Origin of the sequence: Microlunatus soli, assembly GCF_900105385.1 — a bacterium.
Taxonomy (GTDB): domain Bacteria; phylum Actinomycetota; class Actinomycetes; order Propionibacteriales; family Propionibacteriaceae; genus Microlunatus; species Microlunatus soli.
Genome location: NZ_LT629772.1, coordinates 5215598 through 5238413, shown reverse-complemented (window position 1 = coordinate 5238413; position 22816 = coordinate 5215598). Strand labels below are relative to the sequence as shown.

Genomic DNA, 22816 nt, shown 5'->3' with positions numbered 1-22816 from the left:
TGTCGTTGATCAACTCCGGACGCCGAGTTGCTGTAACTGGGAGTACAGGTCGACGATGCCCCAACCTTCGGCGACCTTGCCGTCGGCGAAGCGGATGATGAACATCTCGCTGTAGTTGATCTTCTTTCCGGTCGCCGGCAGGCCGCGGTAGTCGCCCCGGTGGGTTCCGGTGACCGTGTTGCGGAAGACGACCTTGTCTGCCTCGGCGATGGTGTCCTCGACCGTGACGCTGATGTCGGGGAAGGCTTTGAGCAGCATGGTCCAGGCTGTCTTCACGGCGGCCCCGGCCGACTCCGCGTCGGGCGGGCCACCGTGGAACACGGCATCCGGATGGAACAGTTCGTCGACGGTTCGGGCAATCTGTCCGAGGTCGCGGCTGCCGATGGCGTCGTACAGCCGTTGGTAGGTGGCCTGATTGGTCGATCGGGTTGTCGTGTTCATGGGACGTCCTTTCAAGGGTGGGCTGAGCGCGACTCAGAACGGGCACCAAGCGAATCGGCCGACGGCCACGACGGAGGCCAGCAGCAGAAGGGCGACCGGGACGGCGAGCTTGCGGCCCTCGCGACGACGGAGGTGGACGATCACGGCGCCGGCCATCAGCAGTGCCAAGCAAGTGGCTGCGATCGGCGACAGTACTGGAACGATCCCCGCCAGCGGTGGCACGACCAGGCCGACGGCCCCGGCGACCTCTGCGATGCCGATCAGCTTGACGGCCGGCCGCGAGTAGTGCTCGGCCCAGCCGAATCCGAGCCCGACGACCTGTTCCCGGCTCCGGATGATCTTGACCGCACCGGAGCTGATGAATCCCAGTGACAGGACCGATGCGATGATCCACAGGCCGATGCTCATGCGATCGCACCGACCATGATCGTGTCCCGCTGCATTTCCGCGCTCCCCTTCGACGTGATGCCGTACACCGGATATGACGACGGCGGGACTACCAGTGTCAGGACGCGACGCCGCACGAGCTCCGCGGGACATCCACGATCTGTGTGCTGGCCCGTTCCTGACGGTGCTGCGAGTGGGCCCGTCGAACCGGGATTCCGACGGACCCTGACGGACGGAGGGCGACAATCGTCGTACCGACGAGGACCATTGACGGGAGACTGTGCAGATGACGTACGACGATGCGACGCGTCCGGCGGAGGATGCGAGTCTGACCGCGGTGATGGCGGACCGCCGCCGGCTGATGAACCTGGCGTACCGACTGCTCGGATCGGTCGCCGAGGCCGAGGACGCCGTTCAGGAAGGGTATGCACGCTGGTACGCCATGTCGGAGCAGGATCGCGACGCCATCCGCTCCCCGGGTGCCTGGCTGACCACGGTGATCGGACGGATCTGCCTCGACCTCCTCGGCTCCGCCCGATCGCGCCGCGAACAGTACGTCGGGGAATGGGTCCCCGAGCCACTCCCCGACGGCGCCGATTGGGCGAGCACGAGCAATGCGTCGGACCCGACCTCTCCCGATCCCGCAGACCGGGTCACTCTCGACGAGTCCGTGACCATGGCCTTCCTCGTCACCCTCGAATCGATGACTCCCGCCGAACGCGTCGCCCTGATCCTGCACGACGTGTTCGGCTACTCCTATCCCGAGATCGCCGACGTCGTCGGCCGTACTGCTCAGGCCTGCCGCCAACTCGCCTACTCGGCCCGCAACCGGGCCCGCTCGACCCGCGTCCCGCCGGCTCAGTCGACCGAGCAGAGCGAACTCGTCAGAGCCTTCCGGAAGGCGTGGGAGGCGCACGATGTCAACGCCATCCTCGACGTCCTCGATCCGGACGCGATTGCCATTGCCGACGGCGGCGGCGTCACCCAGGCGGCGTTGGCTCCCATCGTCGGCGCCGCGCAGATCGGCCGGCACTACCTCACGATCGCTGCACGGAGACCAGACCATGTCACGATCGCGGAGGAGGTTGTCAACGGCCGACCCGGCCTGGTCGTGCGGTTGAGCGGCAGCGCCGTCACAGTCCTGGCCTTCGACGTCGTCGATCACAAGATCAAACAGATCTGGGCCATCGTCAACCCGGCGAAGCTCCGACACTGGGACCGCCGAACGATCTGATCCGCCACCGGCTTGATCTGCAGCCGGGGCGATGATCAACTGAGCGGGAGATCGCCTCCTGCACGGCGTCCTCGACGGGAGGCACGAGGTCGACGTCGAGGAAATGTCAGCCCTCGAGATCGATCACATCGTCCAACCGTGGCCCGGTGTCCAGCAACGTGACCGGAGCGCCGGTGGCCTGTTCGACCTCGCCGATCACCCGACGGACCTCGGGTCCGATGGCCGCGCTGCCGCGCTGTCCGCGGATCGCGGGATCGAGATGATCACAGAACGTCAGAGCGATCCGGGTGGGACCGTTCAGCATCGCCGCGTAGCGCAGCGTGTCGGCATCGATGGCCTCGGCCTTTCGTCTCGGCCTGCCGGTCACGACTCCGTACTCGGCGATCCCCCGCCGCTCGGCCTCGGCGGTACTGATCTCGTACGGCAGCGGCCCTTCGCCGACCCGGGTCGGCAGCGCCTTGACGATCATGATCACCTCATCGAGATGCCGCCAGTTCAGGCCGACGTCGTTCAACGCCGAGGCTGTGGTGCAATTGCCGGACGTGGTGTAGGGGTAGTCCTCGCTGAGCGCCAGCGACAACATCGTGCCCTGCGAGCTCTCGATCAACACCAGTCCGTCCGGGTCGGCGGCGACCCGATTGGCCTCGGCCGCGACGTCACCGAGATACGGCGCCAACTCCGGGATGTCCCGTGCCTGCTGTGCCCGGCGCAGCGCGAAGTCGGCCCTGGCGTATCCGTTGCCGGTACAGGTCGACCCCACCTGCTTGCGCAGATGTTGGTCAGCCTGCTCATCGGCGATGTGCTGCTCGCTGATCACCGCGCACCGCGGATCGATCATCGCCCGGTCGCCCAGACCGTAACGCTCCAGCTCGTCAGCGAACACCCGCGGATCAACCAGCACTCCCGACCCTACGGCGACCTTCGTCCCCGGGTTGAGCCAGCCGGTCGGCAGTTGCCGAGCCTTGATCAACTCGCCGGACTCCAACGTCACACTGGCCCCGGCATTGGTCCCGATCCCAGCCCGAACAGCCAGCTGAGCATCGTGCTTACGAGCCAAGTAGGCGCACGTCTTCCCCTTCCCCGAATCACCCCACAAGGCGTCAACGATCACAGAAGCAGGCACAACAATCTCCTTACCAGTAAAGAAAGCAAGACACGGACAGACAGACAGGCAGCAGTCGCAACCAGGCACCCCAGACCCAGGCCGATATCCAAGGCGGGTGGCCTGTCGGTCGCCAGGGAACGGCGAGACGAGCAAGCGACCTCAACGGCCGGTTGCGGGCCTCACCAGGCAGCGACCGCCAGCGGCCAGACGAACCTGCCGTTCGGTGCGGCCGAGAGGGCTCTAGGTGGGTCGGGCGTTTGAAACTCAGCTGGTCGAGCTTGCGAGACCAGGTGAGGCTTCGAGGGCGGGAGCCCTCTCGGCCGCACCGAACGGCCCACCGCCAGTCCCATCCACCAAAACTTGCCCTTCGACAAGCTCAGGGACCTTACGGAGTGAGTAGAGAGGAGACCTGAGTATCAGCACCGAACCCGACGATGGATATCAATTGTTCCGCTTGGGAGGCGGGGAGGAATCTGGAGCGGAGCTTGACCAGATGTTTTCCGTACTCCGCTTCAAGATCATCGGCGAACCGGGCATAGATGGCTGCCAGGTAGGTCTCGTCGCGGATCAGCTTCTCCACGATGCCGACCAACGCCGGATGCTCGGTGAAGACCGCACCGACGGGCTCGTCGAGCGACCCGACCAGCGCGGTGCGTTGATCGACGGCCAACAGCAACAGGTGCCCGCCGACGGTGCTCGCCGGGGCCTCGTGGGTGAAGACCTCGCCGAAGTCCAGATCGACCTCGCCGAAGACATTGACCACGACCTGACATCCGGATCCGGAGGCTGCTCGCAATGGTCCGGCGAGCCAGTCAAGATCATCTGCCCACAGGCAGACCGCGACCCGTTCGGTGGCATCGGCGACCAGGGCCGCGGTGCGTTCGATCACCGCTTCCCGATCACGCAGCGAGAAGAACCCTCCCGGCTCGGTGCGTGCGGTGAGCGCGGACAGGTCGGCGATCAGGCCGTCCGCCCGCTCGGTGGTCTGCCGTTTGATCCGGCCGAGCACCTCGGCCGGCGGGTGGGCGACGAAACGGGCCGGCTGACTGTCGGTGGTCCGTTCGACGACATTGCGATCGGCAAGCGTGCCGAGCACCTGATAGACATTGGCGCGCTGCAGGCCGGCATGTTTGGCCAGCTCGTAACCGGTGGCCGAAGGATGCTGCAGCAGGGCCAGGTACACCTTGGCCTCCTGCGTGGAGAAGCCGAGGGCCGTGAGTCGTTCGATCACGTGCAACCACTCTAGACGACTAGTAGTAGTTTCCGCAACTACTACTCGCCGGCCCTACCTGTTGGCGTACGCCGTGCCCGCTGCTCCGTTGCCTCGGGCGAGCCAGATCTGATGGCCGCGGTTCTGTTCGACCGGGAGCACCTCGGTGCTGGCCGGGAAGTAGCGCATGGTGTAGCCGGTACGGCGCAGCGGGCTGGTGTTCGGCTCGGCGCCGTGCACGATCCGACCGTCGTGCAGCGAGTACTGGCCCCGTTCCAGCTCGAAGTACACCGCACGCGACTCGTCGACCTCGGCGATCTGTCGGTCGAAGGTCTGCTTGGCGGAGTCGGCGGCGACGTAGTCGCTGAAGCCACCGGAGTGGGTCCCGGGGATGACCCGCATGCAGCCGTTCTCCCGACGGCTGGGACCGAGAGCGAGCCAGACGGTCACGATCCGTTCGTAGTTGCTCAGCCGGCCGTTCCAGAAGGCGGAGTCCTCATGCCACGGGGTGCCGCGTCCGACCATCGGGTCCTTGGAGATGAAGTGGCTGGTCCACAGCGCGATATCCGGCCCGACGATCGGCTCGACCACATCGAGCACCTCGTCACTGAGCAGAAACTCCAACAGACGCGGGTCGCGGAAGTGCGGAGTGTCCAGCTCGTCGGACAGCTTGTCGCCCTTGTCGGCAAGGTGTTCGTCGAAGATCGCCTCCAGCGCGTCGAGCTTGTCGGCTCCGAAGAGCTGCCGCCCGGGCAGCAGATAGCCATCGCGTTCGAAACTGGCGACGTCATCGTCGGTGAACACCAGTGGATCCTTTCATCGTTGCTGATCATGGTCGACTGCGCTTGCCTGACCGACAGTAGTCCGGTCCCGCATGATCGACTATGCGTCTCTTCGGGCATGATCGGCGCCTGATCCGTACAATCGCGACATTGGGTCCGGTGAACTGGCGAGGCAGGTGGCAACCAGGTGGTGGCAGAGCAGCCGCTCCCCCGGGAGATCTTCGATCGACTGACGGCGGCGCCGGGACAGGTGCTGGTGATGCGGCACGAATTCGACCGGGTGCCGGTGCACTGGCACGACTACTACGAGTTCGTCTACGTCCTCGACGGCCACGCGACCCACCATCACAACGGGCGCGACGAGGTCGTGTCCGCCGGCAGTGCGATGCTGCTCGGGCCGACGGATTTCCACGGTTACAGCAGCGATCCCGGACAGTCGCTGCGCTGCTTCAACATCGCCATCGATCCCGGTTTTGCCGAAGATCAACTCGCCTCCGTGCTCGTCGATGAGCGGCTCGATCGAAGCTGGGCGGTGCCCGATCTGATGTCGGCCGAACCGCTCTTCCAGCAGTTGTGGTCGGAGAGTGTGTCCGCCGATCACGGCCGCGAACTCATGATCGAGTCGCTGCTGACCTGTCTGTTGATCAGCTTCGCCCGGACGCTCCCCGTGCCCTCCGCGGCGGACACTCCGGCCGCGGACGCGGCGATGCGGCAAGCGGTCTTCTTCATCGAGCGGCGGTTCCGCGAGCCGCTGACCTTGCGCGAGGTCGCCGCTCGGGCCCACCTGTCGCCGAACCATTTCAGCGAGCGCTTCCACGCGTTCACCGGCTCGACGTTCCAGACCTATCTGCAGCACCGGCGGCTGCGGTTCGCCCGGTCGCTGATGCGCTCCTCCGAGCTGTCGGTCGCGGGTGCTGCTCGTGCGGTCGGGCTGAATGATCCGTCCCACTTCGCCCGTGCCTACCGCCAATTCTTCGGCACGTCGCCGTCGGTCGATCGCGCCCGGCAGGCCGGCGCCTGATCCTCAGCGTCGTCACCCTCGACAGTCACCTGGAGGAGAAGCATCTTGCCAAGGTCTGATGATCATGAAACACCGCTCGAGGGTGGCTTCGTCAACACGGTCACCCGGGTGGGCGACACCGTCCGCCGCTCAACAGGCAGTTGGACGCCGGCCGTCCATGCACTGCTCCGTCACCTCGAGGGGGCGGGCTTCGAGGAGTCACCACGGGTGCTGGGCATCGACGACCGCGACCGGGAGGTGCTCAGCTATCTCCCCGGCGAGACCCCACCGTGGACGGACTGGCCGGACGTGCTCCGTTGTGACGACGGGGTCATCCAGCTGGGCAGGTTGTTGCGCCGCTACCACGATGCGGTCCGCAGTTTCCGGCCGTCGCCAGGAATGGAGTGGCGCAATCCGTTGGCGGGATCCGGCGAAATCATTCGGCATGGAGACTTCAGCCCGTTCAACACGACCTGGGTCGATGGCACCGTGGTCGGTGTGATCGATTGGGACTTCGCGCGACCGGGCAGCCCCATCGACGATCTGGCGTACCTGGCGTGGCAGCTCGTGCCGCTGCAGCCGACGGGCCGGTGCGAGCAGTACGGCCTCGACCCCGAAATCGATCTTAGGTCTCGGCTGCGAACCCTGTGCGAAGCCTACGACGGCGACTACTCCCCCGGCGCAGTCGTCAGCGCCGCAATCGACGTGATCCAACGCGAAGGCGACGAAACCGCTGAACTCGCCGCACAGCGTCTGCACCCGTGGAAGCTCTTCGCCGATGACGGAGCCGTCCAGGCGTTTGCCGCGGAAGCTCAGTGGCTCCGCGACACCGAGGAGTGGTGGAGCGCTGACCGCTGACGCAGCACCCGTAGCGGAAACTGCTGGGCTTGAGGCGGGTCCTCATGATCAGGACCAGAACCGAAACCATCGGGCAGGGTGGCGCCGGACGGCGGCAGCAATGCTCACGTCAGGCGGATGGCGGTGTGGGCGCGGCGGAATGCCAGACGTGTTGGGCGAACTGCCCACGACCGAGGTCATGGCTGCCGGTCGCGTCGACCAGAAACACTCTGCCGTCCGGCGCCCGGAACAAGAATGTTCCGGGCTCGGCTCGTCGCCTCTTCCAGAGTCCGTGGGTGATCACATTGTGCTCCCGACGTCCATTCGGGCCGAGCCGGTCCTCGCGGGTCTGGGCCGGGAGGCCCTCGACGAACGGGATGTTGTGGTCAAGATCAAGATGGCGTCCGACTGACCCGGAGAAGGGGAACATGCTCCCGGGATACTTCAGGAACAGGTGCTCCCGCATCGCCCGAGGGATCTCATACGAATCCACCGGTGTCAGATCCACCGACAGATCGATCACGGGTTTGACGGTGATGTTGCACTCGCCGAGCCAGTCGGCGACCAGGGTGGAGACCATCGGGCCGATGTCTTCGACTCGCGTGACTCCGAGTCCGGTGTCCAGAGTTTCTTTGGCGATGTGGACGTAGAGGGTGGCGTTGGGTCGAAACTTCGCGGGATCGATCTGGCCGATGGCGCGGATCGCGAGCTCGGCGAGTTGTCGATCTTGATCGACACGCGGGAATCGGGTCGACGCCTGATCTTGGTCGAACGCATCGTCGGTGGGGTCGGGCGGCAGCAGATCACCGTGATCATCACGCCGGCCGCCGCTCGACCGCCTCGAAACCGCATCCTCGTCGGCGGACCAATCGGCCGCCGACCCGTCAATGGTTGAGCCGTCGGTGGTACGGCCGTCGTCGGATGGGCTGGCGGTTGATGGTTCGCGGGTTTCGGGATTGTCGCCTACAGAACCCTCGGCCGAGACGCCGTCATCGGCACCATCCCGCTCGTTCGCAGCGCCGCCCATCGGCCGCGGGAGCAAAGAATCGTCGTCGGGATCGGGATCGAACAGGGTGGGTTCGGTGTCCTCGGCGATCATCCGGACCGCATCCAGCGGGTTGGCCAGCACGTCGATCGCGGCGGCCAGCCGCTCGTCCTTACTGCCGGGGTGGCCGCGACGGGCGAGGATGTCAGCGATCCGGCTGACCTGGGCATAGAACCGGATCACGGCCGGGGTCTTGGCCTTGATGAACATCCCCTTGATGCCATGGTCGTTGCTCTGGTTGATCCAGACCCCGACCCCTTCTGCGGCCTGTTCGGCGAGTTTGGCGATGTTGTCCGCGTCGACGCGGATGATGATCGCCTCGAGCTGGCTCAGCAGCCGGCCATAGCTGAACCGCCCGACGAAGTCCGCGATCGACCGGTCGACCTCCAACGCCTGCTCCAAAGTCAGGTGCCGGGTCTGCCGGGCGATCGTCTGCCCGTCCAGCCCGTCGATCTCGTAGCGACACAACCTCACCCACACCCGCGGCAATCGATGCCGCAGATCCAGGGCGTCGGCGATCATCCGCTCCGCGGTGCCGGTGGACTTGTGCAGCTGGGCGGCCAGGTCGGTGACGCAGAACCGGGTGATCTCGGGCGTGCCGTCGCCGCCGGGCCGGATCGGCCGATCACCGCCGGGAATGGCCAACTGGTGCGGTGCGATGCTGTCGGCGGGGAACCGGTCGGCCCAGCTGGCGATGCTGATCAATCGGGAGTTCAGTCCGACACGGACCAGCCAGTCCGACGCGGTCACCTGGTCCAGCAGTTGATCGGTGGCCAGGCCGGCCGGATCGACACCCACCCCGGTGAGGGCGGTGCGCATCAACCCGCTGCCATCGATCATGTGACCAACACTATGGTGAGGGTCTGACAGTTCTTGGCTGCGGATTCCCAAGCCAGCAACGGATATCCACAGATTCGCAGAAACTTCGGAGGTCGAGTTCACGGCCCTTCGACAAGCTCAGGGATCCTCGCCCTTCGACAGGCTCAGAGCTCTTGACGGGAGACTTCGGCGACCGGCGCGAACGAGCAGGATCCGGGGCGTCAGCCGGTGTAGACCGGCAACGTGATCTTGGTGGGATGGTCCGGACTGTGCAGGATCTGGGTCCGGCCCGGAACCGTGTACGACGCCGTCGCAATCGGCTCACCGGTCTGATGGTTGCGGATGTAGTTGGGGAACGCGCCCCCGCTGACCTGCACTCGGATCCGCCGCCCGCGTAGGAAACGGTAGGCCGTCGGCCAGAGCTCGATCCGCACGCGCCGGGTGCCGAGGTCGTCTTCCGGTTGATCGGTCTTCCGGAGCCGGCGAATGCCTTCGATCACGTTCAGCGAGCGACCGTTCGGCTCCACATCGCAGACTCGGACGAAGATATCGGCGTCGTCGTGGTCGGTGCGGACGAACACCTCGGCCGAGCAATCCCCGATCACATCGAGGTCCTCGGTCAGCGGCGCCGTGTCGTAGGTCAGGACATCGTCGCGGGCTTCGGTCCGACGGTTGTCACGTTGCCCGCCGGCCACGCTGAGCGGAGCGCCGCCGACGATCGGCGTCGGATCTGCCGGATCGTAGTGGAATGCTCGGATCCCTTCACTGGCGGGGATCTCGCTCCGCAGCCGTCCCTCGGCATCGGCGTAGAAATCGGTCGGTGTCGCCGGCACCGGCCACTGCTCGAAGTCGAGCCAGCGGTCGGCCCGCTGCAGGAAGATCCGCACCGGGGCACGGTTCAGCACCGCCTTGTCACCCAACAGATGTCCCGCCAACCAGTCGGCCTGATCACGGAACATCGTCGGCATCGAGGAGAACTGACCGTGCCACCACGGTCCGACCGTGATCCGGCTCGGCACACCGGCCTGCTGCAGCGCGGTGAAGTCGCGCAGCTGTCGGGTCAGGAAGATGTCGTACCAGCCGGCCACCAGTGATGCCGGAGTGTTCAACGCCGGCAGGTCGGCGCCGTGTTCCAGCAGATCCCAGTAGCTGTCGTCGGGCTCGGCATGTTCGAGCACCCTGGTGAGGAACGGAACGTGCTTGCCGATCGCTGCAAGATCACCACGGACCGCGGGCAGGGTGGACATCGCCGCCGCGACCTTGCGACGCATCGCCATCCGGCTCCAGATCGGACGTCGATCCTCCTGAGTGCCGATCCCCGACGACCAGGACAGCGCCAGTTGCAGGCTGACCGAGTTGCCGGGATAGAAGGTCGGACGGAAGTTGGACGACGTGATCCCCAACGCGACGGCCGACAGTTTCGGATCCACGTACGGTGCGATCGCCCACTGGGTGTAGCCGACATAGCTGGCACCGGCCATCCCGATCCGGCCATCGCACCACGGTTGCTCGCGCAGCCAGGCCACGGTCGCCAGTCCGTCCTCGGTCTCGTGCTCGAACGGCTCGAACTCGCCGGTCGATCCGAACGTGCCGCGGACGTCTTGGACCAGCACCTGCAGGCCTCGGCGGGCGAGCGTCAGACCGTAGGCGGCGTTCAACGGATTGTTCTTCCCGTACGGCGTGCGGACCAGCACCACCGGTCCGTGCTCGACGTCGGTCGGCCGGTAATGATCACCGGCCAATGTGACGCCGTCGGCCATCGAGATCCGGAGGTCACGGGTGATCGAGAGCCCCGGGCTGCGCGGCTCCCCCAGGCCCAACAGTCGATCCAGGACCGTCGCCGCCCAGCGATCGGTGAACTCGGTGTTGATCATGGTCATCCCTTCGTCTGCCGAACACTGACGGTACGAAACCTGACGATGCGAGCTACTGGCTGTCGATTCCCCGCGGCAGCCGATCGATATCCCAGCCGAGCAACTGCACCGCGGTGTCGAAGGCGTACTGGTCGGTCATCCCGGCCACGTAGGTGACGGCGGCGCCGATCGGGTCTGCTGCACCCTCGGGCCAGCCGGGCAATTGGGTCGGAGCCTCGACGAAATGATCGACCAGCGCGGTCAGCACGGCGACCACCGCCTGCGACTGTGCCAGCGACTCCGGTCGGACGTAGATCCGTTCGTAGTTGAAGGCACGCAGGGCCGCGAGCGCCGCCGCCTCGTCCGGCCCCATCCCGATCCGATCATGATCACCAGCGGTCCGGATGATGGCTCGGATGAAGGTGCTCAGCTGCTCGCGGCGCGTCCGGCCGCAGACCTCGGCGATCTCGTCGGGCAGATCGGCGACGTCGACGATCCCGGCGTGCACGGCATCTTCAAGATCATGAGCGCAGTAGGCGATCCGGTCCGCCCAGCTGACGATCTCACCCTCGACCGTCGACGGCGCGGGCCGGGACCAGGAATGGTTCCGGATCCCGTCCAGGGTCTCAAGGCAGAGGTTGAGGTCACGCAACACCACATCGGCGCCCCACGGCCCGTGGTCGTAGCCGTCGGCGAGATAGGCGTCGAACGCGTCCTCGCTGGCATGTCCGCCCGGTCCGTGCCCGCAGTCATGACCGAGCGCGATCGCTTCCGTCAAGGCGACGTTGACGCCGATCCCGCGGGCGACCGAGGTCGCCACCTGAGCGACCTCGAGGGCATGGGTGAGCCGGGTCCGCTGATGATCGGACGGGTAGACCACGACCTGCGTCTTGCCGGCCAGCCGGCGGAAGGCGGTCGAATGCACGATCCGGTCCCGGTCGCGTTCGAAGCAGGTCCGCTCGATGTCCGGCGCTTCCTCCCGATCGCGGTGGCCGGAGCCCTGGGCGAGGGTGGCACCGGGGCGCAGCAATTCGGCCTCCCGTTGTTCGCGGAGCTGCCGGCCGAGGACCGGCCCGGGCCCCAGCCGCGGATCGGAGTCCTGGTGGGCCAGCACGACCGCACCTGCGTCGTGACCGTGCATCGTCTTCGCCCATGCCAGCGCTCGGGCGGAGATCTCCGGCTCGGTCACCGCGCCGGAGCCCCGTAGGCGTGGTCGATCCGTACCGTCAGCACCAGCCGCTGATCATCGACCATGGCCCGCCGGTAGTCGTCCCAGTCCGGATGTTCCTGACCGCTGACGGCCCGGTACACCTCGATCAGTTGCTCGACGGTCGCGTCGCCGACCTCGCGGGCAACCGGGCTGAGCTCGACCACACCGTCGGCGACGGTGTAGGTCCAGCCGTCGGCGGAGGAGGTGTACAGGCTGGCACGAGGATCCTTGCGCAGATTGCGGGTCTTGACCCGGCTGTCGGTGATCGAGATCCGAAAGGTCCGAGTGCCCGGATCGAAGGCATAGGAGATGTTGCTGAGCTGCGGTCGGCCGTCCGGCTGGATCGTCGCCAGCGCGCAATTGCCGCGCCGGCCGAACGCCGCCAGGAGCTCGTCGATGGACGCCATGTTCGCAGCGTAACCGCGGCGAGCACATCGACCCGACCGGGTCCGCATGGTCGTACGCAACCCTAACCGTTAGGCTCTCTAACCATGTCCACCGCTGGGACCGCCGAAGACCGGACCGACGAGGAGCAGTTGCTCCCGGCGCTGGACGCCGCGCTGTGGCTCGCCCGGGTCCTGGAGCGCACCCGTGCGCCACTGACCACCTCGCAGTTCCGGATGATGCGGCGTGCCGCGGCAGGCGGCGAACGGGCTGCCCGGCTGGCAGAGCGGCTCGCGGTCCGGAAGCCGACCCTGACCGCGATCGCCGACGGGCTGGTCGCCGGCGGCTTCCTGATCCGCGAGGCCGACAGCACCGACCGGCGGGTGGTCCGCCTCGAACTCACCGCCGAAGGCCGCGCGGCGCTCGCGGAGACCGAACGGATCTACGCCGATCGATTCACCGAACTGCTCGACGACGCACCCGACCGAGATCTGCTGCTCGACCAGCTGTCCGGTCTCGAGACACGAAGGGTCGCCCGGCTGAACGCAGCCCCGCAGCCCGGCATCACCCAGCCAACCTCCCAGGGGGCAGACGGCAAGTGACCCAGACCGCGACCGACCGCACCGTACGCACCGGGACCGGAACCGCCCCGGCCACACCGCGGCAGCAGGATCGCTGGATCCGCCGGATCGCCGGCTACTGCTGGCGTTTCAAGGGTCGGGTGTTGATCGCCTTCGGCGCCGGCATCGTCGGCCAGACCGTGATGGCGACGGTGCCGCTGATCCAACGGGAGATCATCGACCACGTCATCCTGGTCCGCTCCCAGCCATTGCTGCCGTGGGCCCTGCTGCTGGTGCTCGCCGCCTTGATCATCTTCGGACTGACCTATCTGCGCCGGTTCACCGGTGGCCGGTTGTCGGTGGACGTCCAGCACGCCTTGCGCACCGATGTCTTCGGATCACTGACCCGACTCGACGGACGGCGCCAGGACGGCCTGGACACCGGGCAGATCGTCGGTCGCGCCACCTCTGATCTGACCCTGGTCCAGGCGCTGCTGCAGATGTTGCCGAATCTGACCGGCAACCTGGTGCTCTTCGTGGTGTCGATCTTCTTCATGTTCCGACTCTCGCCGATGCTGGCGTTGGTCGCGTTGGCGACGGTCCCGGCACTCTGGCTGCTCGGGATGCGGAGTCGGTCGAAGCTCTTCCCGTCGAGCTGGTTCGCCCAGCAACAGGATGCCGAGCTCGCCGGTGCGGTTGAGGCTGCGACCACCGGTGTCCGGGTGGTCAAAGGGTTCGGCCAGGAAGATCAGGAGCTCAACCGCGTCGACCGGATCTCCCAACGCCTGTTCGGCGCCCGCGTCCGCACCATCCGGCTGAACAGCTTCTTCTCCCCTGCCCTGGCGGCGATCCCGCAGCTGGGCACGGTCGGCGTACTAGCTCTCGGCGGCTTCCTGGCGATCCGCGGCGGTCTGACGTTGGGCACCTTCCTCGCCTTCTCCACCTATGTCACCCAGATGTCCGGGCCGGTCCGATTGATCAGTTTGCTGCTGACCACCGGGCAACAGGCCCGTGCCTCGGTGATCAGGGTGTTCGAGATCATCGACGCCCGACCGGTGGTGAAGCAGCGGCCCGACGCTCGACCGCTGCGACCGGGGCCGGGCCGGATCCGCTTCGACAACGTCGGCTTCGGCTATCAGGAGCATCCGGTGCTGGACGGGTTCGACCTGACCGTCGAACCCGGCGAAACCCTTGCCCTGGTGGGAAGTTCGGGATCCGGCAAGAGCACCGTCGCCCAGTTGCTGCCCCGCTTCTACGACTGCGCGCAGGGGTCGGTGTCGATCGACGGGCAGGACATCAGCGGGGTCACTCTGCATTCCCTCCGGGGTGCGATCGCGATCGCGATGGAGGACAGCTTCCTGTTCAGTCAGAGCGTCGCCGACAACATCGCCTACGGCAGACCTGACGCGTCCCGGGACGAGGTCGAGGCCGCCGCCCGTACGGCCCGCGCCGACGGGTTCATCTCCGAACTTCCCGACGGGTACGACACGGTCGTCGGGGAGCAGGGCCTCACCCTGTCCGGTGGCCAGCGGCAGCGGGTGGCGCTGGCCCGGGCGATCCTGGCCAATCCGAGGATCTTGATCTTGGACGACGCGACCTCGGCGATCGATGCCCGGGTGGAGGCGGAGATCCATCACTCGCTGGACACGCTGCTTGCCGGCCGGACGACGCTGCTGATGGCCCATCGCCGGTCGACCCTGCAGTTGGCCGACCGGATCGCGGTGCTGGAGGACGGTCGAGTCGTCGACGTCGGGACGCTGGCCGAGTTGGAGGAACGGTCCCCGTCGTTCCGTATGCTGCTCAGCGGCCCGGACGTGCTGGCCGAGGAGGAGCCCGGGCTGCCGGATCCGGCGCCGGGCGAGGTCAGCACCGAGTTGTGGGATCCGTCCCGGCTGCCCGACGCCGCCGACGACCCTGCCCTGGCCGACCGGCTGCTGCGGATGGGCGGCGCCACCGCCGGACGCGGCGGCGGTGGCGGCGGTCGCGGACTGGCATCCGGGATGGCGTCGATGCCACCCACTCCGGAACTGTTGGACGCGTTGGAGAAACTGCCGCCGGCCGATGCCCGGCCGGCGGTCGACCCGGAGTTCGCGCGGGCCGGTGATGATCATTTCCGACTCGGCCACCTGCTGGCGCACTTCCGGCTACCACTTGCGCTCGGTCTGATCCTGGTCGCCGTCGATGCCCTGTGCGGGCTCGCGCTGCCGGTGCTGATCCGCAACGGCATCGACGACGGGGTCAACCGCGGTGTGTTGACCGCTGTCTGGATCGCCTCGGCGCTGGCGCTCGTCGTCGTCCTGCTGGACTGGGTGATCCAGGTCGCGGCCGCCCGGATCACCGGCCGGACCGGCGAACGCTTCCTCTACACCCTGCGGGTCAAGATCTTCAGCCATCTGCAACGCCTCGGCCTGGACTACTACGAACGCGAGATGGGCGGCCGCATCCTGACCCGGATGACGACCGACGTCGACGCGCTGTCGTCGTTCCTGCAGACCGGGATGGTGACCGCACTGGTCAGCCTGATGTCGTTCTTCGGCATCCTGATCGCCCTGTGTGTGTTGAATTTCCGGCTGATGATCGTCGTCGGGCTGGTGCTGCCGATCTTGATCGCCGCAACCTTGATCTTCCGTCATCTCAGTGCCCGCAGCTATCGGCAGGCACGCGAGCAGGTCGCCGCTGTGAACGCCGACCTGCAGGAGAATGTCGCGGGCTTGCGGATCACCCAGGCCTTCCGCCGGGAGCCCTACAACACGCAGCGGTTCACCGAGCTGTCCGACGGTTACCGCCGATTGCGGACCCGGAGCCAGCGCTACATCTCGATCTACTTCCCGTTCGTCCAGTTCCTCAGCAACCTGGCCGGCGCCCTGGTGCTGGTGCTGGCCGCGACCCAGTTCCACAACGGGCTGATCACCGCGGGCGGGCTGATCGCCTACCTGCTCTACATCGATCTGCTGTTCTCCCCGATCCAGCAGCTGTCCCAGGTCTTCGACGGTTACCAGCAGGCGATGGTCGGCCTGCAACGGATCCGCGACCTGCTCAGCACGCCGACCTCCACCCCGACGGCGAAGGACCCGATCGTGCTGGACCGGGTGCACGGTCGACTCGACTTCGACGACGTGACGTTCACCTACGAACGGGCGTCACGGCCGGCGCTGAGCCGATTGAACGTGACGATCGAACCCGGCCGATCTGTCGCCCTGGTCGGTGAGACCGGTGCCGGCAAGTCGACCATCGTCAAACTGATCGAACGGTTCTACGACGTCACCGACGGCAGCATCCGGATCGACGGGCATGATCTTCGTGACCTCGACCCGTCGGCCTATCGCCAGCACGTCGGGCTGGTGCCGCAGGAGAGCTACCTCTTCCCCGGCAACATCCGTGATCAGATCGCGTACGGCCGACCGGGCGCGTCCGACGCCGACGTGGAGTCGGCTGCCCGTGCCGTCGGTGCCCATCAGATGATCGCCCAGCTGCCCGGCGGTTATCTGCACCCGGTGGCCGAACGCGGCCGCAACCTGTCGGCCGGCCAACGACAGTTGGTCGCCCTGGCCAGAGCGGAGTTGGTGAAGCCGGCGATCCTGCTGTTGGACGAGGCCACCGCCGCGTTGGATCTGCGCAGCGAGGCGATGGTCACCCGGGCCACCGATCAGCTCGCCGAGCAACGCACCACGATCGTGGTCGCCCATCGGCTGACCACCGCTGCCCGCGCCGACCGGATCCTCTACGTCGAGCACGGCGAGGTCGTCGAGGACGGCACCCATGAGGAGTTGCTGGCGCTGAACGGCGGTTATGCCGAGTTGTGGGCGACCTTCATCGGTGACCCGGACAGTTCGCACCTCTGAGCAGCCCGGTCGGACCCGGGCAGCCGGCACCGGGTGTCATCGGTCGTCACAACCGAGCCGCGCGGACCTGCCGACGGCTGACCGGGATCAGCAGCGTCAGCAGCAGCACCAGTGCCCCGGCTGCGAAGGTCATCGACGGCGAGGTCAGCGTGGCGAGCAGGCCGGTCAGTGACAGGCTGGCCGGCAACACACTTTCCAGCACCAGCGCATTCAACGACATCACCCGGCCGATCTCGGACCGCGGCGTCGAAGACATCACCAGCCCGTTGGCAGTGGTTCCGAAGATGCCGGAGGCGACTCCGAGGACCGCACCGGCGACGATGCCGGCGATCGGATGGGCAGCCAGCGCAAAGGCCCCTAGTGCCAGCGCCACTGCGGCTGCCGCCGCCAACGCGCTCCACCCCGCGCGAGGCACCCGCTTGACGAAGACCAGACTCAGACCGGCGGTGCCGGCGCCCAGCCCGAAAGCTCCGTAGATCAGCCCGGCCGCCCCCGGCCCCCAGTCCAGCACGTCGGCCAGCAGCGGGATGCCGGCCGTCATCGGTCCGGAGAAGCCGAAGTTGAGTCCGCCGATCATCAACAGCAGCCACGGCAGTACGGGATGCCGTCGGACCATTCGCAAGCCGGCCACCACCTCACCGATCAACGAGTCGTTGCCGGCTGCGGGTTGCGACGCGGCAGCGGGCCGGTCGATCTTGATCAACACCAGCGAAGCGACCGATCCGATGAACAACACCCCGGCGATCGCAAAAGCCGCGGCGGTGCCCCACCACGCGAGCGCGGCTCCGCTGATCGGCCCACCGATCAGCAAACAGAGCCGCGACACGGTCGTCCGCAACGCCGATATCCGGCCGATCTCACTTTCCGGACCGAGTCGGACGGACAGCGCCCCGATGGCCGGTTGGAACAGGCCGTCGGCGGTCCCGATCAGGACCGAGACCGTGATCAACGCGACGACCGCCGGTTCATCGGTCATCAACAGCAGCGCGAAGATGATCAACGTCAGCGCTCTGGCAGCGTCGGCGAGCGCGATCATCAGCTTGGCGTTCAGCCGATCGGCCAGTGCGCCGCCGAAGAGCAGGATCGCGATCCGTGGGATCGATCCGGCCGCGATCACCAGACCGACCGTCGCTGCCGAGCCCGCCTGGACGGCGGCCCACGCGATCGCCAAGGCGAAGATCTGGTCACCGAGCTGCGAGCAGCCGAATCCGATCACCCAGCCGGCCATATTGCGCCGAGAGCCGACAGATGATGATCGTGGCGGTGGATCAGTCGCGATCGTCATCACTCCCGGCCATCATCTGCAATAGGAGTCGCGCGTCCGCGGACTTCTGATCCCCTCGTTGCTCGCTGCGCGTCCAGGCCGTGAACGCTTCGACCTCGTCGGCGGGCAGCGCCGGCAGCCGGTGCAGGTCATCGACCACCCGAGCCCAGGAGCGGTCCGGGAAGTAGAGCCCAGCGGCGATCCGGACGGCTGTGCTTCCGACGATCTCGGTCACCTGACCGGCTTCGACGGCCGCCGCGATCGCCAGTCGGATGTTGATCAACGGTTCGGAGGTCGCAGCCAGCGTGTCCGGATCCATCGTGATGGCGACCTCGTCGTCGGCGACGACCTCACCGTCGGCGAACAGTCGGTAGATCCGTCCGACGCCGATCATTCCGTAGCGGTCGCACTCGGCAGCGCGGAGCGCCCCGATGCTCGAGGCACCGAAGACGGTGATTCCCGCGTCGATCGCCCGCAGGACCTCCTTGGGGGTGACGGCCAGCCGATGCAGAAAGGTGCCGTCGACGATCCCGACCTGTTGGGGCGGCGGGTCGCACCCGATGAGTTGATCCAGGTCACCGCGCCCGATCGGCGGCCGGACGGTGCCGTCGAACGTCTTCCGCACCTCGTCGTGGCACAGGCTGGGGCCGATGAACACGACGCTGTCACCCCGTCCGGTCATTCGCCGTCCTCGACAGCGGCGTTCCAAGCTGTCAGCAACCGGTGACCGATCCGGGACCGATGCGCTGCCCAGGACTCCAACCCCGGGACGATGACCCGTACGACCTTCGCGGGAAGACCGTCGACCGACAGATCGACGACAATCACCCGGCGCATTCCGTGGCTGCCGAGCTGCCCGACGATCTGGCGGACCCAGTGACCGGGAGGGCGCCGTTCCGCAGCTGCGGATTCGTCGGCCAAGGAATCGAAGCTGATCATCTCCTCGGCACCGGTCCGATCCCATGGCTGATCACCGACGGTGCCGGTCGTCCGGCGGATGTGTCGGTCCCAGGGCTGCGCGTCATGCTCATCGGCAGCGGTCAGGTCCTCGCGTGTCGCCGAGATGTCACCCGCTCGGCTCTGGGCCAGCTCGGTCAATGATCGCGTCACGGCGAGCAACGGGTCCGGGCTGGTGCCGAGTCCGATATAGCGTCCGGAACCCTCCCAGCCGTCATTCACCGAGGTCGCCAACACCGTCGTCAGACTGCCAGCCCGAGAGATCACGTGCATCGTCAGACCGATACCGGCAGCGGAGAATCGTCCGGCCAGTTCGGCAGCGATCGGGGGCAGGGTGTCGATCCGCAGCTGGCGATAGGTCGCGCCCGGCCCCGTCACACCACAGTCATCGACCCCACCGTCGCCGGCCCCACCGTCATCGGAGGCTCGTCGACGCCGGCGGGCGCGAAGCTTCGGGAGCTGGTTGCCGATCGCATCGGCGAACGTCCAGTCATCGCGCTCGATGACCTCACACAGCCCGTGCAGGACGGCCTCGTCGTGGGTGTTGCCGGCCGCCAGTCCGTTGGTGCTGGTGATCCGGTAGCACGCGGTGCCGTACCCGTCGGCCCCGTGGGTCACCGCCTGCTGCGGCACGAGGACCTGCGCGCCGATCCCGAGGTCGGTGCCACGCAGCCAGTGCAGTGGGGTGTCGTCGTCGATGCCGGGGCGCAGCGGCAGCAGATGATCTTCGGGCCGCAGGAATCCCGCCGGATCCTCCCGACGAAGCTCCGCGACCGACGCCACTCGGGCGGGGGCCCGGTCCTGGGTTGCACAGAACCGTTCGGTCGCTTCCATCACCGCGCTGACCCGAGCGGCGTCAGCTGTGACGCCTTTGCCGCTGTAGACCGAGATCGTGTCGCGGCTCCGAGGACAGATCGCCTGGAAGACCGGAATGCCTACCCGGTCGAGCCCCGTGATGTCGCCGAGCCGGGTGATCCCGACGGCAGACAGGTGGGGCACCATCCGGTGCAGCGTGTCCGCCGTGTCGACCTCGCGGTCCGCGGCGCGCGCCGACCAGACATCAACGTTCGCGCTGTCAGTCGTCACTTCCGTCGGCAATAGAACCGTTCAGATAGCCCAAACCCATCGGCTCGCTGTCACCATCGGATTCGAGGAGCTTTTCCAGATCTTCCGGCGTAACTCGGGTGAGATCGCCGGCAGCCGCGTTATCCATGAGAGCCTCCGTCTGGATTGTCGATCCAAATCTATGAACTGACACGGACAGTACGCTCGATCACGACCATATGGAAGAATGCGGGCCATGGCGCAGTCACCGATGACGGTGGATAATACTGATCCGAGCCGTGACCTGATCGCCGATTTCTACGAACGACATCCTTACCCGCCACCGGTGGGATTGGATCGGGTCCGACTGCCAGGGGCACCAGAACGGCGGGCGCGTCATCACCTGATCTGGCCGAACCGATCCCCGCGCGACAGCTTCCCCGACGGTCGTTGTCGGACATTGATCGCCGGCTGCGGCACCACTCAGGCGGCGCGACATGCGATGGTCAACCCAGAGGCCGAGGTCGTCGGAATCGACGTCAGTTCGGCAAGCCTGGGAAAGACCCGCGATCTCATCCGGCAGCACGGCATCGACAACCTCACGCTGCACCAGTTGCCGATCGAACGGGTGAGCGAACTCGACCAGCAGTTCGATCGAATCATCAGCACCGGAGTTCTGCATTGTCTGGCCGATCCGACGACAGGGCTTCGCGCTCTGCATTCGGTCCTCGCCCCCGGTGGAGCGGTGACCATCATGCTGTACGCACGATATGGCCGCGCGGGCGTGTACATGATGCAGGAATACTGCCGCCGATTGGGGCTCAGCGGCAGCGTCGATGATCTTGCCGAACTGGCGAAGGTCGTGACCGCTTTGGATCCGTCCCATCCGTTGCGCCACCTGATGCAGAACTCGTGGGATTTCGACGACCCGGACGCACTGGCCGACGTTCTCCTGAATCCGCGCGATCGCCCGTACACCGTCACCGAGACCCTGACATTCCTGTCCGACGGTGGATTCCGGTTCGGCCGGTGGCAGCGACAGGCGCCCTATCTGCCCGATTGCGGTGCGGTGGCGTCGACACCGCATGCGGCTCGGATCGCGGCTCTGCCCCGGGACGAGCAGTTCGCAGCGGTCGAATTGTTCCGTGGCACGATCGCCAGCCACACCGCGATCGCCTACGCTGCCAACGACGACACCGTCAGCCAGCCCGATCTCGACGACGATGCTGTCAGCGAGTGGCGACCGCTGATCGCACCGACGACCCGGATCGCGACGGCCGGCGACAGCACCCGAGCCGGACGACCGGGAGCCGTGCTCCGAAATGCCGCCCACGCCGAAAGCGATCTGGCGCTGCCGGTGACCGACGCCGAGTTCGCCGTGGTCCGACGGATCGACGGGACAGCGACGGTAGGCGATCTTGTCGGCGACAATGTTGACCTGATCCGGCGGCTCTTCCGCCACGACCTGATCGTGCTCGACACCACGCCGGCGACCTGACGAAGGACAGTGCAATGAACGACGGCAATGGCAGCACCAACGGCAGTCGCCGAGGGATCACCGAAGCCGCTCACCGAGGCGACGAACGAACGGCCCTGCTCGGCTACCTGCAACGTCAACGCGACCTGGTGATCTGGAAGGTCAGCGACGGCGAGGACGACGTGTTGCGGCGGGCCGAAACACCCACCGGGCTGACCATCCACGGCGTGGTCCGTCACCTCACCAACGTGGAACGTTCCTGGCTCCGCGAGGTGTTCGCCGGCCAGTCCGACCTCGAGTACGACTGGACCGACGAGGATCCCGACGGCGAGTTGCACGTCCCTGCCGATGTGTCGATCACCGAACTGACCGGCGACTACGCCGCCGAATCGGCGCGCTGCGACGAGGTGGTCGCGTCCGCGTCGTTGGACGACCGGTCCGCCAGCAGGGACTCGTCGCTCCGTTGGATCCTGCTGCACCTGATCGAGGAGACCAGTCGTCATCTCGGCCATCTCGATCTGCTCCGGGAGCAGGCCGACGGTCGCACCGGTGAGGAACCGGCGGAGGATTGACGAAGCGATGCCGCCGTTGGGCCGGTGAACGGTGCCGCCGTGTCAGCGGGCGTCGGTCGTTCCGGTGACCCAGCGCAGGAAGGTGCGCGGATCGTCACTGCAGGTGCCGTCGACGCCGGTCTCGACCGCCCGCTGATAGTGATCGCGCTCGCGTCCCGGCCAGCCGTGCACCTCGTACCCGGCGTCGTGCAGCACGTCGACGGCCTCGGGACCCAGCCCCTCCCATCCGCAATGCAGCCGGGTCGAGCCGGTCTGCTTCATCAGCTCGAGCGGTCCACCGGGATGGCCCTGGGCCTTGACCCAACTGCCGATGATCACGCCGCGCCGAACATCCGGCAGACGGTCGGCGGCGGCAGCCATGGCTTCGATCGAGAAACTGGAGATGATCGTCCGCTCGGCGTCGTCGGGATGGTCGGTGAAGTAACCGACCAGACCGTCGACAGCGGCCAGGGCCTTGATCTCCAGCTGGACCGGAGTCGTCGTGGCGGCGTACATCTCCTGCAATGTGGGGACCCGTTGATCGGCGCCGAGATCGACCGAGCTGATCGTCGACCACGGGAGGTCGGCGACCGGACCGAGCCCTCGCTGGGACGGATCGATCGCGACCCGATCAAGATCGGCATCGTGCAGCATGAAGAGTTGGCCGTCGGAGCTCACCCGGACGTCGGTCTCCACCTCTCCGGCGCCGACCTCGTCGGCAATCCGGAACGATGCGACGGTGTTCTCCGGCGCTTCGGCCGGGGCGCCACGGTGACCGACGATGACAAGGGGCACGGGAGTCTCCTGTTGTTGA

At 66.8% G+C, this 22816-nt stretch carries 21 protein-coding genes; 7 read left to right on the top strand and 14 right to left on the bottom strand.

Annotated elements, in window-relative coordinates:
* Positions 1–9: 9 nt before the first annotated feature.
* Both BLU38_RS24025 and BLU38_RS24020 read right to left on the bottom strand, forming a co-directional pair.
* On the bottom strand, positions 10–441 hold the full coding sequence (locus BLU38_RS24025) for an ester cyclase (protein WP_091528215.1): 432 nt from the start codon (positions 439–441) through the stop codon (positions 10–12).
* A 33-nt stretch (positions 442–474) separates the two neighbouring features.
* A complete protein-coding gene (locus tag BLU38_RS24020; protein WP_091528212.1) occupies positions 475–849 on the bottom strand; it encodes a DoxX family protein in 375 nt (124 codons plus the stop codon).
* A gap of 265 nt (positions 850–1114) precedes the next feature.
* Here BLU38_RS24020 and sigJ point away from each other — a divergent pair, with 265 nt between their 5' ends.
* Entirely contained in the window at positions 1115–2062 is a 948-nt protein-coding gene (gene sigJ, locus BLU38_RS24015; RefSeq protein ID WP_091533045.1) for an RNA polymerase sigma factor SigJ, read from the top strand.
* Between the two features lie 106 nt (positions 2063–2168).
* Here the strand turns inward: sigJ and BLU38_RS24010 are convergent, their stop codons facing one another.
* From BLU38_RS24010 to BLU38_RS24000, 3 genes are all read right to left on the bottom strand, one after another.
* On the bottom strand, positions 2169–3185 hold the full coding sequence (locus BLU38_RS24010) for an adenylosuccinate synthetase (protein ID WP_091528209.1): 1017 nt from the start codon (positions 3183–3185) through the stop codon (positions 2169–2171).
* Positions 3186–3552: 367 nt separating this feature from the next.
* Positions 3553–4398, bottom strand: coding sequence for a TrmB family transcriptional regulator (locus BLU38_RS24005; protein ID WP_091528207.1), 846 nt, complete (start codon positions 4396–4398; stop codon positions 3553–3555).
* A 54-nt stretch (positions 4399–4452) separates the two neighbouring features.
* Positions 4453–5181 (bottom strand): phytanoyl-CoA dioxygenase family protein, encoded by a 729-nt coding sequence (locus BLU38_RS24000; protein WP_197679834.1) that lies wholly within the window; start codon positions 5179–5181, stop codon positions 4453–4455.
* Positions 5182–5349: 168 nt separating this feature from the next.
* Here BLU38_RS24000 and BLU38_RS23995 point away from each other — a divergent pair, with 168 nt between their 5' ends.
* Together BLU38_RS23995 and BLU38_RS23990 are read left to right on the top strand one after the other, a co-directional pair.
* A complete protein-coding gene (locus BLU38_RS23995; protein WP_157683671.1) occupies positions 5350–6180 on the top strand; it encodes an AraC family transcriptional regulator in 831 nt (276 codons plus the stop codon).
* 45 nt (positions 6181–6225) lie between these two features.
* Positions 6226–7017, top strand: a complete 792-nt coding sequence (locus BLU38_RS23990; protein WP_157683670.1) for an aminoglycoside phosphotransferase family protein — start codon at positions 6226–6228, stop codon at positions 7015–7017.
* Positions 7018–7126: 109 nt separating this feature from the next.
* Here the strand turns inward: BLU38_RS23990 and BLU38_RS23985 are convergent, their stop codons facing one another.
* The 4 genes from BLU38_RS23985 to BLU38_RS23970 form a co-directional block, all read right to left on the bottom strand.
* The gene (locus BLU38_RS23985; protein WP_091528197.1) at positions 7127–8881 is read right to left on the bottom strand and encodes a DUF222 domain-containing protein; all 1755 of its coding nucleotides are present in this window, start codon (positions 8879–8881) and stop codon (positions 7127–7129) included.
* A gap of 200 nt (positions 8882–9081) precedes the next feature.
* Entirely contained in the window at positions 9082–10734 is a 1653-nt protein-coding gene (locus BLU38_RS23980; RefSeq protein WP_091533043.1) for a CocE/NonD family hydrolase, read from the bottom strand.
* Between the two features lie 52 nt (positions 10735–10786).
* Entirely contained in the window at positions 10787–11854 is a 1068-nt protein-coding gene (locus tag BLU38_RS23975; RefSeq protein ID WP_091533041.1) for an HD domain-containing protein, read from the bottom strand.
* A 44-nt stretch (positions 11855–11898) separates the two neighbouring features.
* Positions 11899–12330, bottom strand: coding sequence for a PPOX class F420-dependent oxidoreductase (locus BLU38_RS23970; RefSeq protein ID WP_091528195.1), 432 nt, complete (start codon positions 12328–12330; stop codon positions 11899–11901).
* Positions 12331–12414: 84 nt separating this feature from the next.
* Between BLU38_RS23970 and BLU38_RS23965 the strand changes: the two genes are divergently transcribed.
* Together BLU38_RS23965 and BLU38_RS23960 are read left to right on the top strand one after the other, a co-directional pair.
* The gene (locus BLU38_RS23965; RefSeq protein ID WP_091528192.1) at positions 12415–12909 is read left to right on the top strand and encodes a MarR family winged helix-turn-helix transcriptional regulator; all 495 of its coding nucleotides are present in this window, start codon (positions 12415–12417) and stop codon (positions 12907–12909) included.
* Positions 12906–16709 carry an ABC transporter ATP-binding protein gene (locus BLU38_RS23960; RefSeq protein WP_157683669.1) on the top strand — a complete coding sequence of 1268 codons (3804 nt, stop codon included), beginning with the start codon at positions 12906–12908 and terminating at the stop codon, positions 16707–16709. The genes BLU38_RS23965 and BLU38_RS23960 overlap by 4 nt, the downstream gene beginning before the upstream one ends.
* Before the next feature lie 46 nt (positions 16710–16755).
* Here BLU38_RS23960 and BLU38_RS23955 read toward each other — a convergent pair whose 3' ends face one another.
* Genes BLU38_RS23955 through BLU38_RS31030 form a run of 4 tightly spaced genes read right to left on the bottom strand, consistent with a single transcriptional unit; the run spans position 16756 to position 20143 of the window.
* Complete coding sequence (locus BLU38_RS23955; protein ID WP_091528189.1) at positions 16756–17994, bottom strand: MFS transporter; 1239 nt, start codon at positions 17992–17994, stop codon at positions 16756–16758.
* Entirely contained in the window at positions 17978–18655 is a 678-nt protein-coding gene (locus BLU38_RS23950) for a TfuA-like protein (protein WP_091528187.1), read from the bottom strand. The genes BLU38_RS23955 and BLU38_RS23950 overlap by 17 nt, the downstream gene beginning before the upstream one ends.
* On the bottom strand, positions 18652–20016 hold the full coding sequence (locus BLU38_RS23945) for a YcaO-like family protein (protein WP_091528184.1): 1365 nt from the start codon (positions 20014–20016) through the stop codon (positions 18652–18654). Before BLU38_RS23945 ends, BLU38_RS23950 begins: the two co-directional genes overlap by 4 nt.
* Positions 20006–20143 (bottom strand): hypothetical protein, encoded by a 138-nt coding sequence (locus BLU38_RS31030; RefSeq protein ID WP_157683667.1) that lies wholly within the window; start codon positions 20141–20143, stop codon positions 20006–20008. Before BLU38_RS31030 ends, BLU38_RS23945 begins: the two co-directional genes overlap by 11 nt.
* 87 nt (positions 20144–20230) lie before the next feature.
* Here BLU38_RS31030 and BLU38_RS23940 point away from each other — a divergent pair, with 87 nt between their 5' ends.
* Together BLU38_RS23940 and BLU38_RS23935 are read left to right on the top strand one after the other, a co-directional pair.
* Complete coding sequence (locus BLU38_RS23940; protein WP_157683666.1) at positions 20231–21472, top strand: methyltransferase domain-containing protein; 1242 nt, start codon at positions 20231–20233, stop codon at positions 21470–21472.
* 14 nt (positions 21473–21486) lie between these two features.
* Positions 21487–22023, top strand: a complete 537-nt coding sequence (locus BLU38_RS23935; protein WP_091528181.1) for a DinB family protein — start codon at positions 21487–21489, stop codon at positions 22021–22023.
* A 42-nt stretch (positions 22024–22065) separates the two neighbouring features.
* Here the strand turns inward: BLU38_RS23935 and BLU38_RS23930 are convergent, their stop codons facing one another.
* Entirely contained in the window at positions 22066–22797 is a 732-nt protein-coding gene (locus BLU38_RS23930; protein ID WP_091528180.1) for a glycerophosphodiester phosphodiesterase, read from the bottom strand.
* Positions 22798–22816 lie beyond the last annotated feature (19 nt).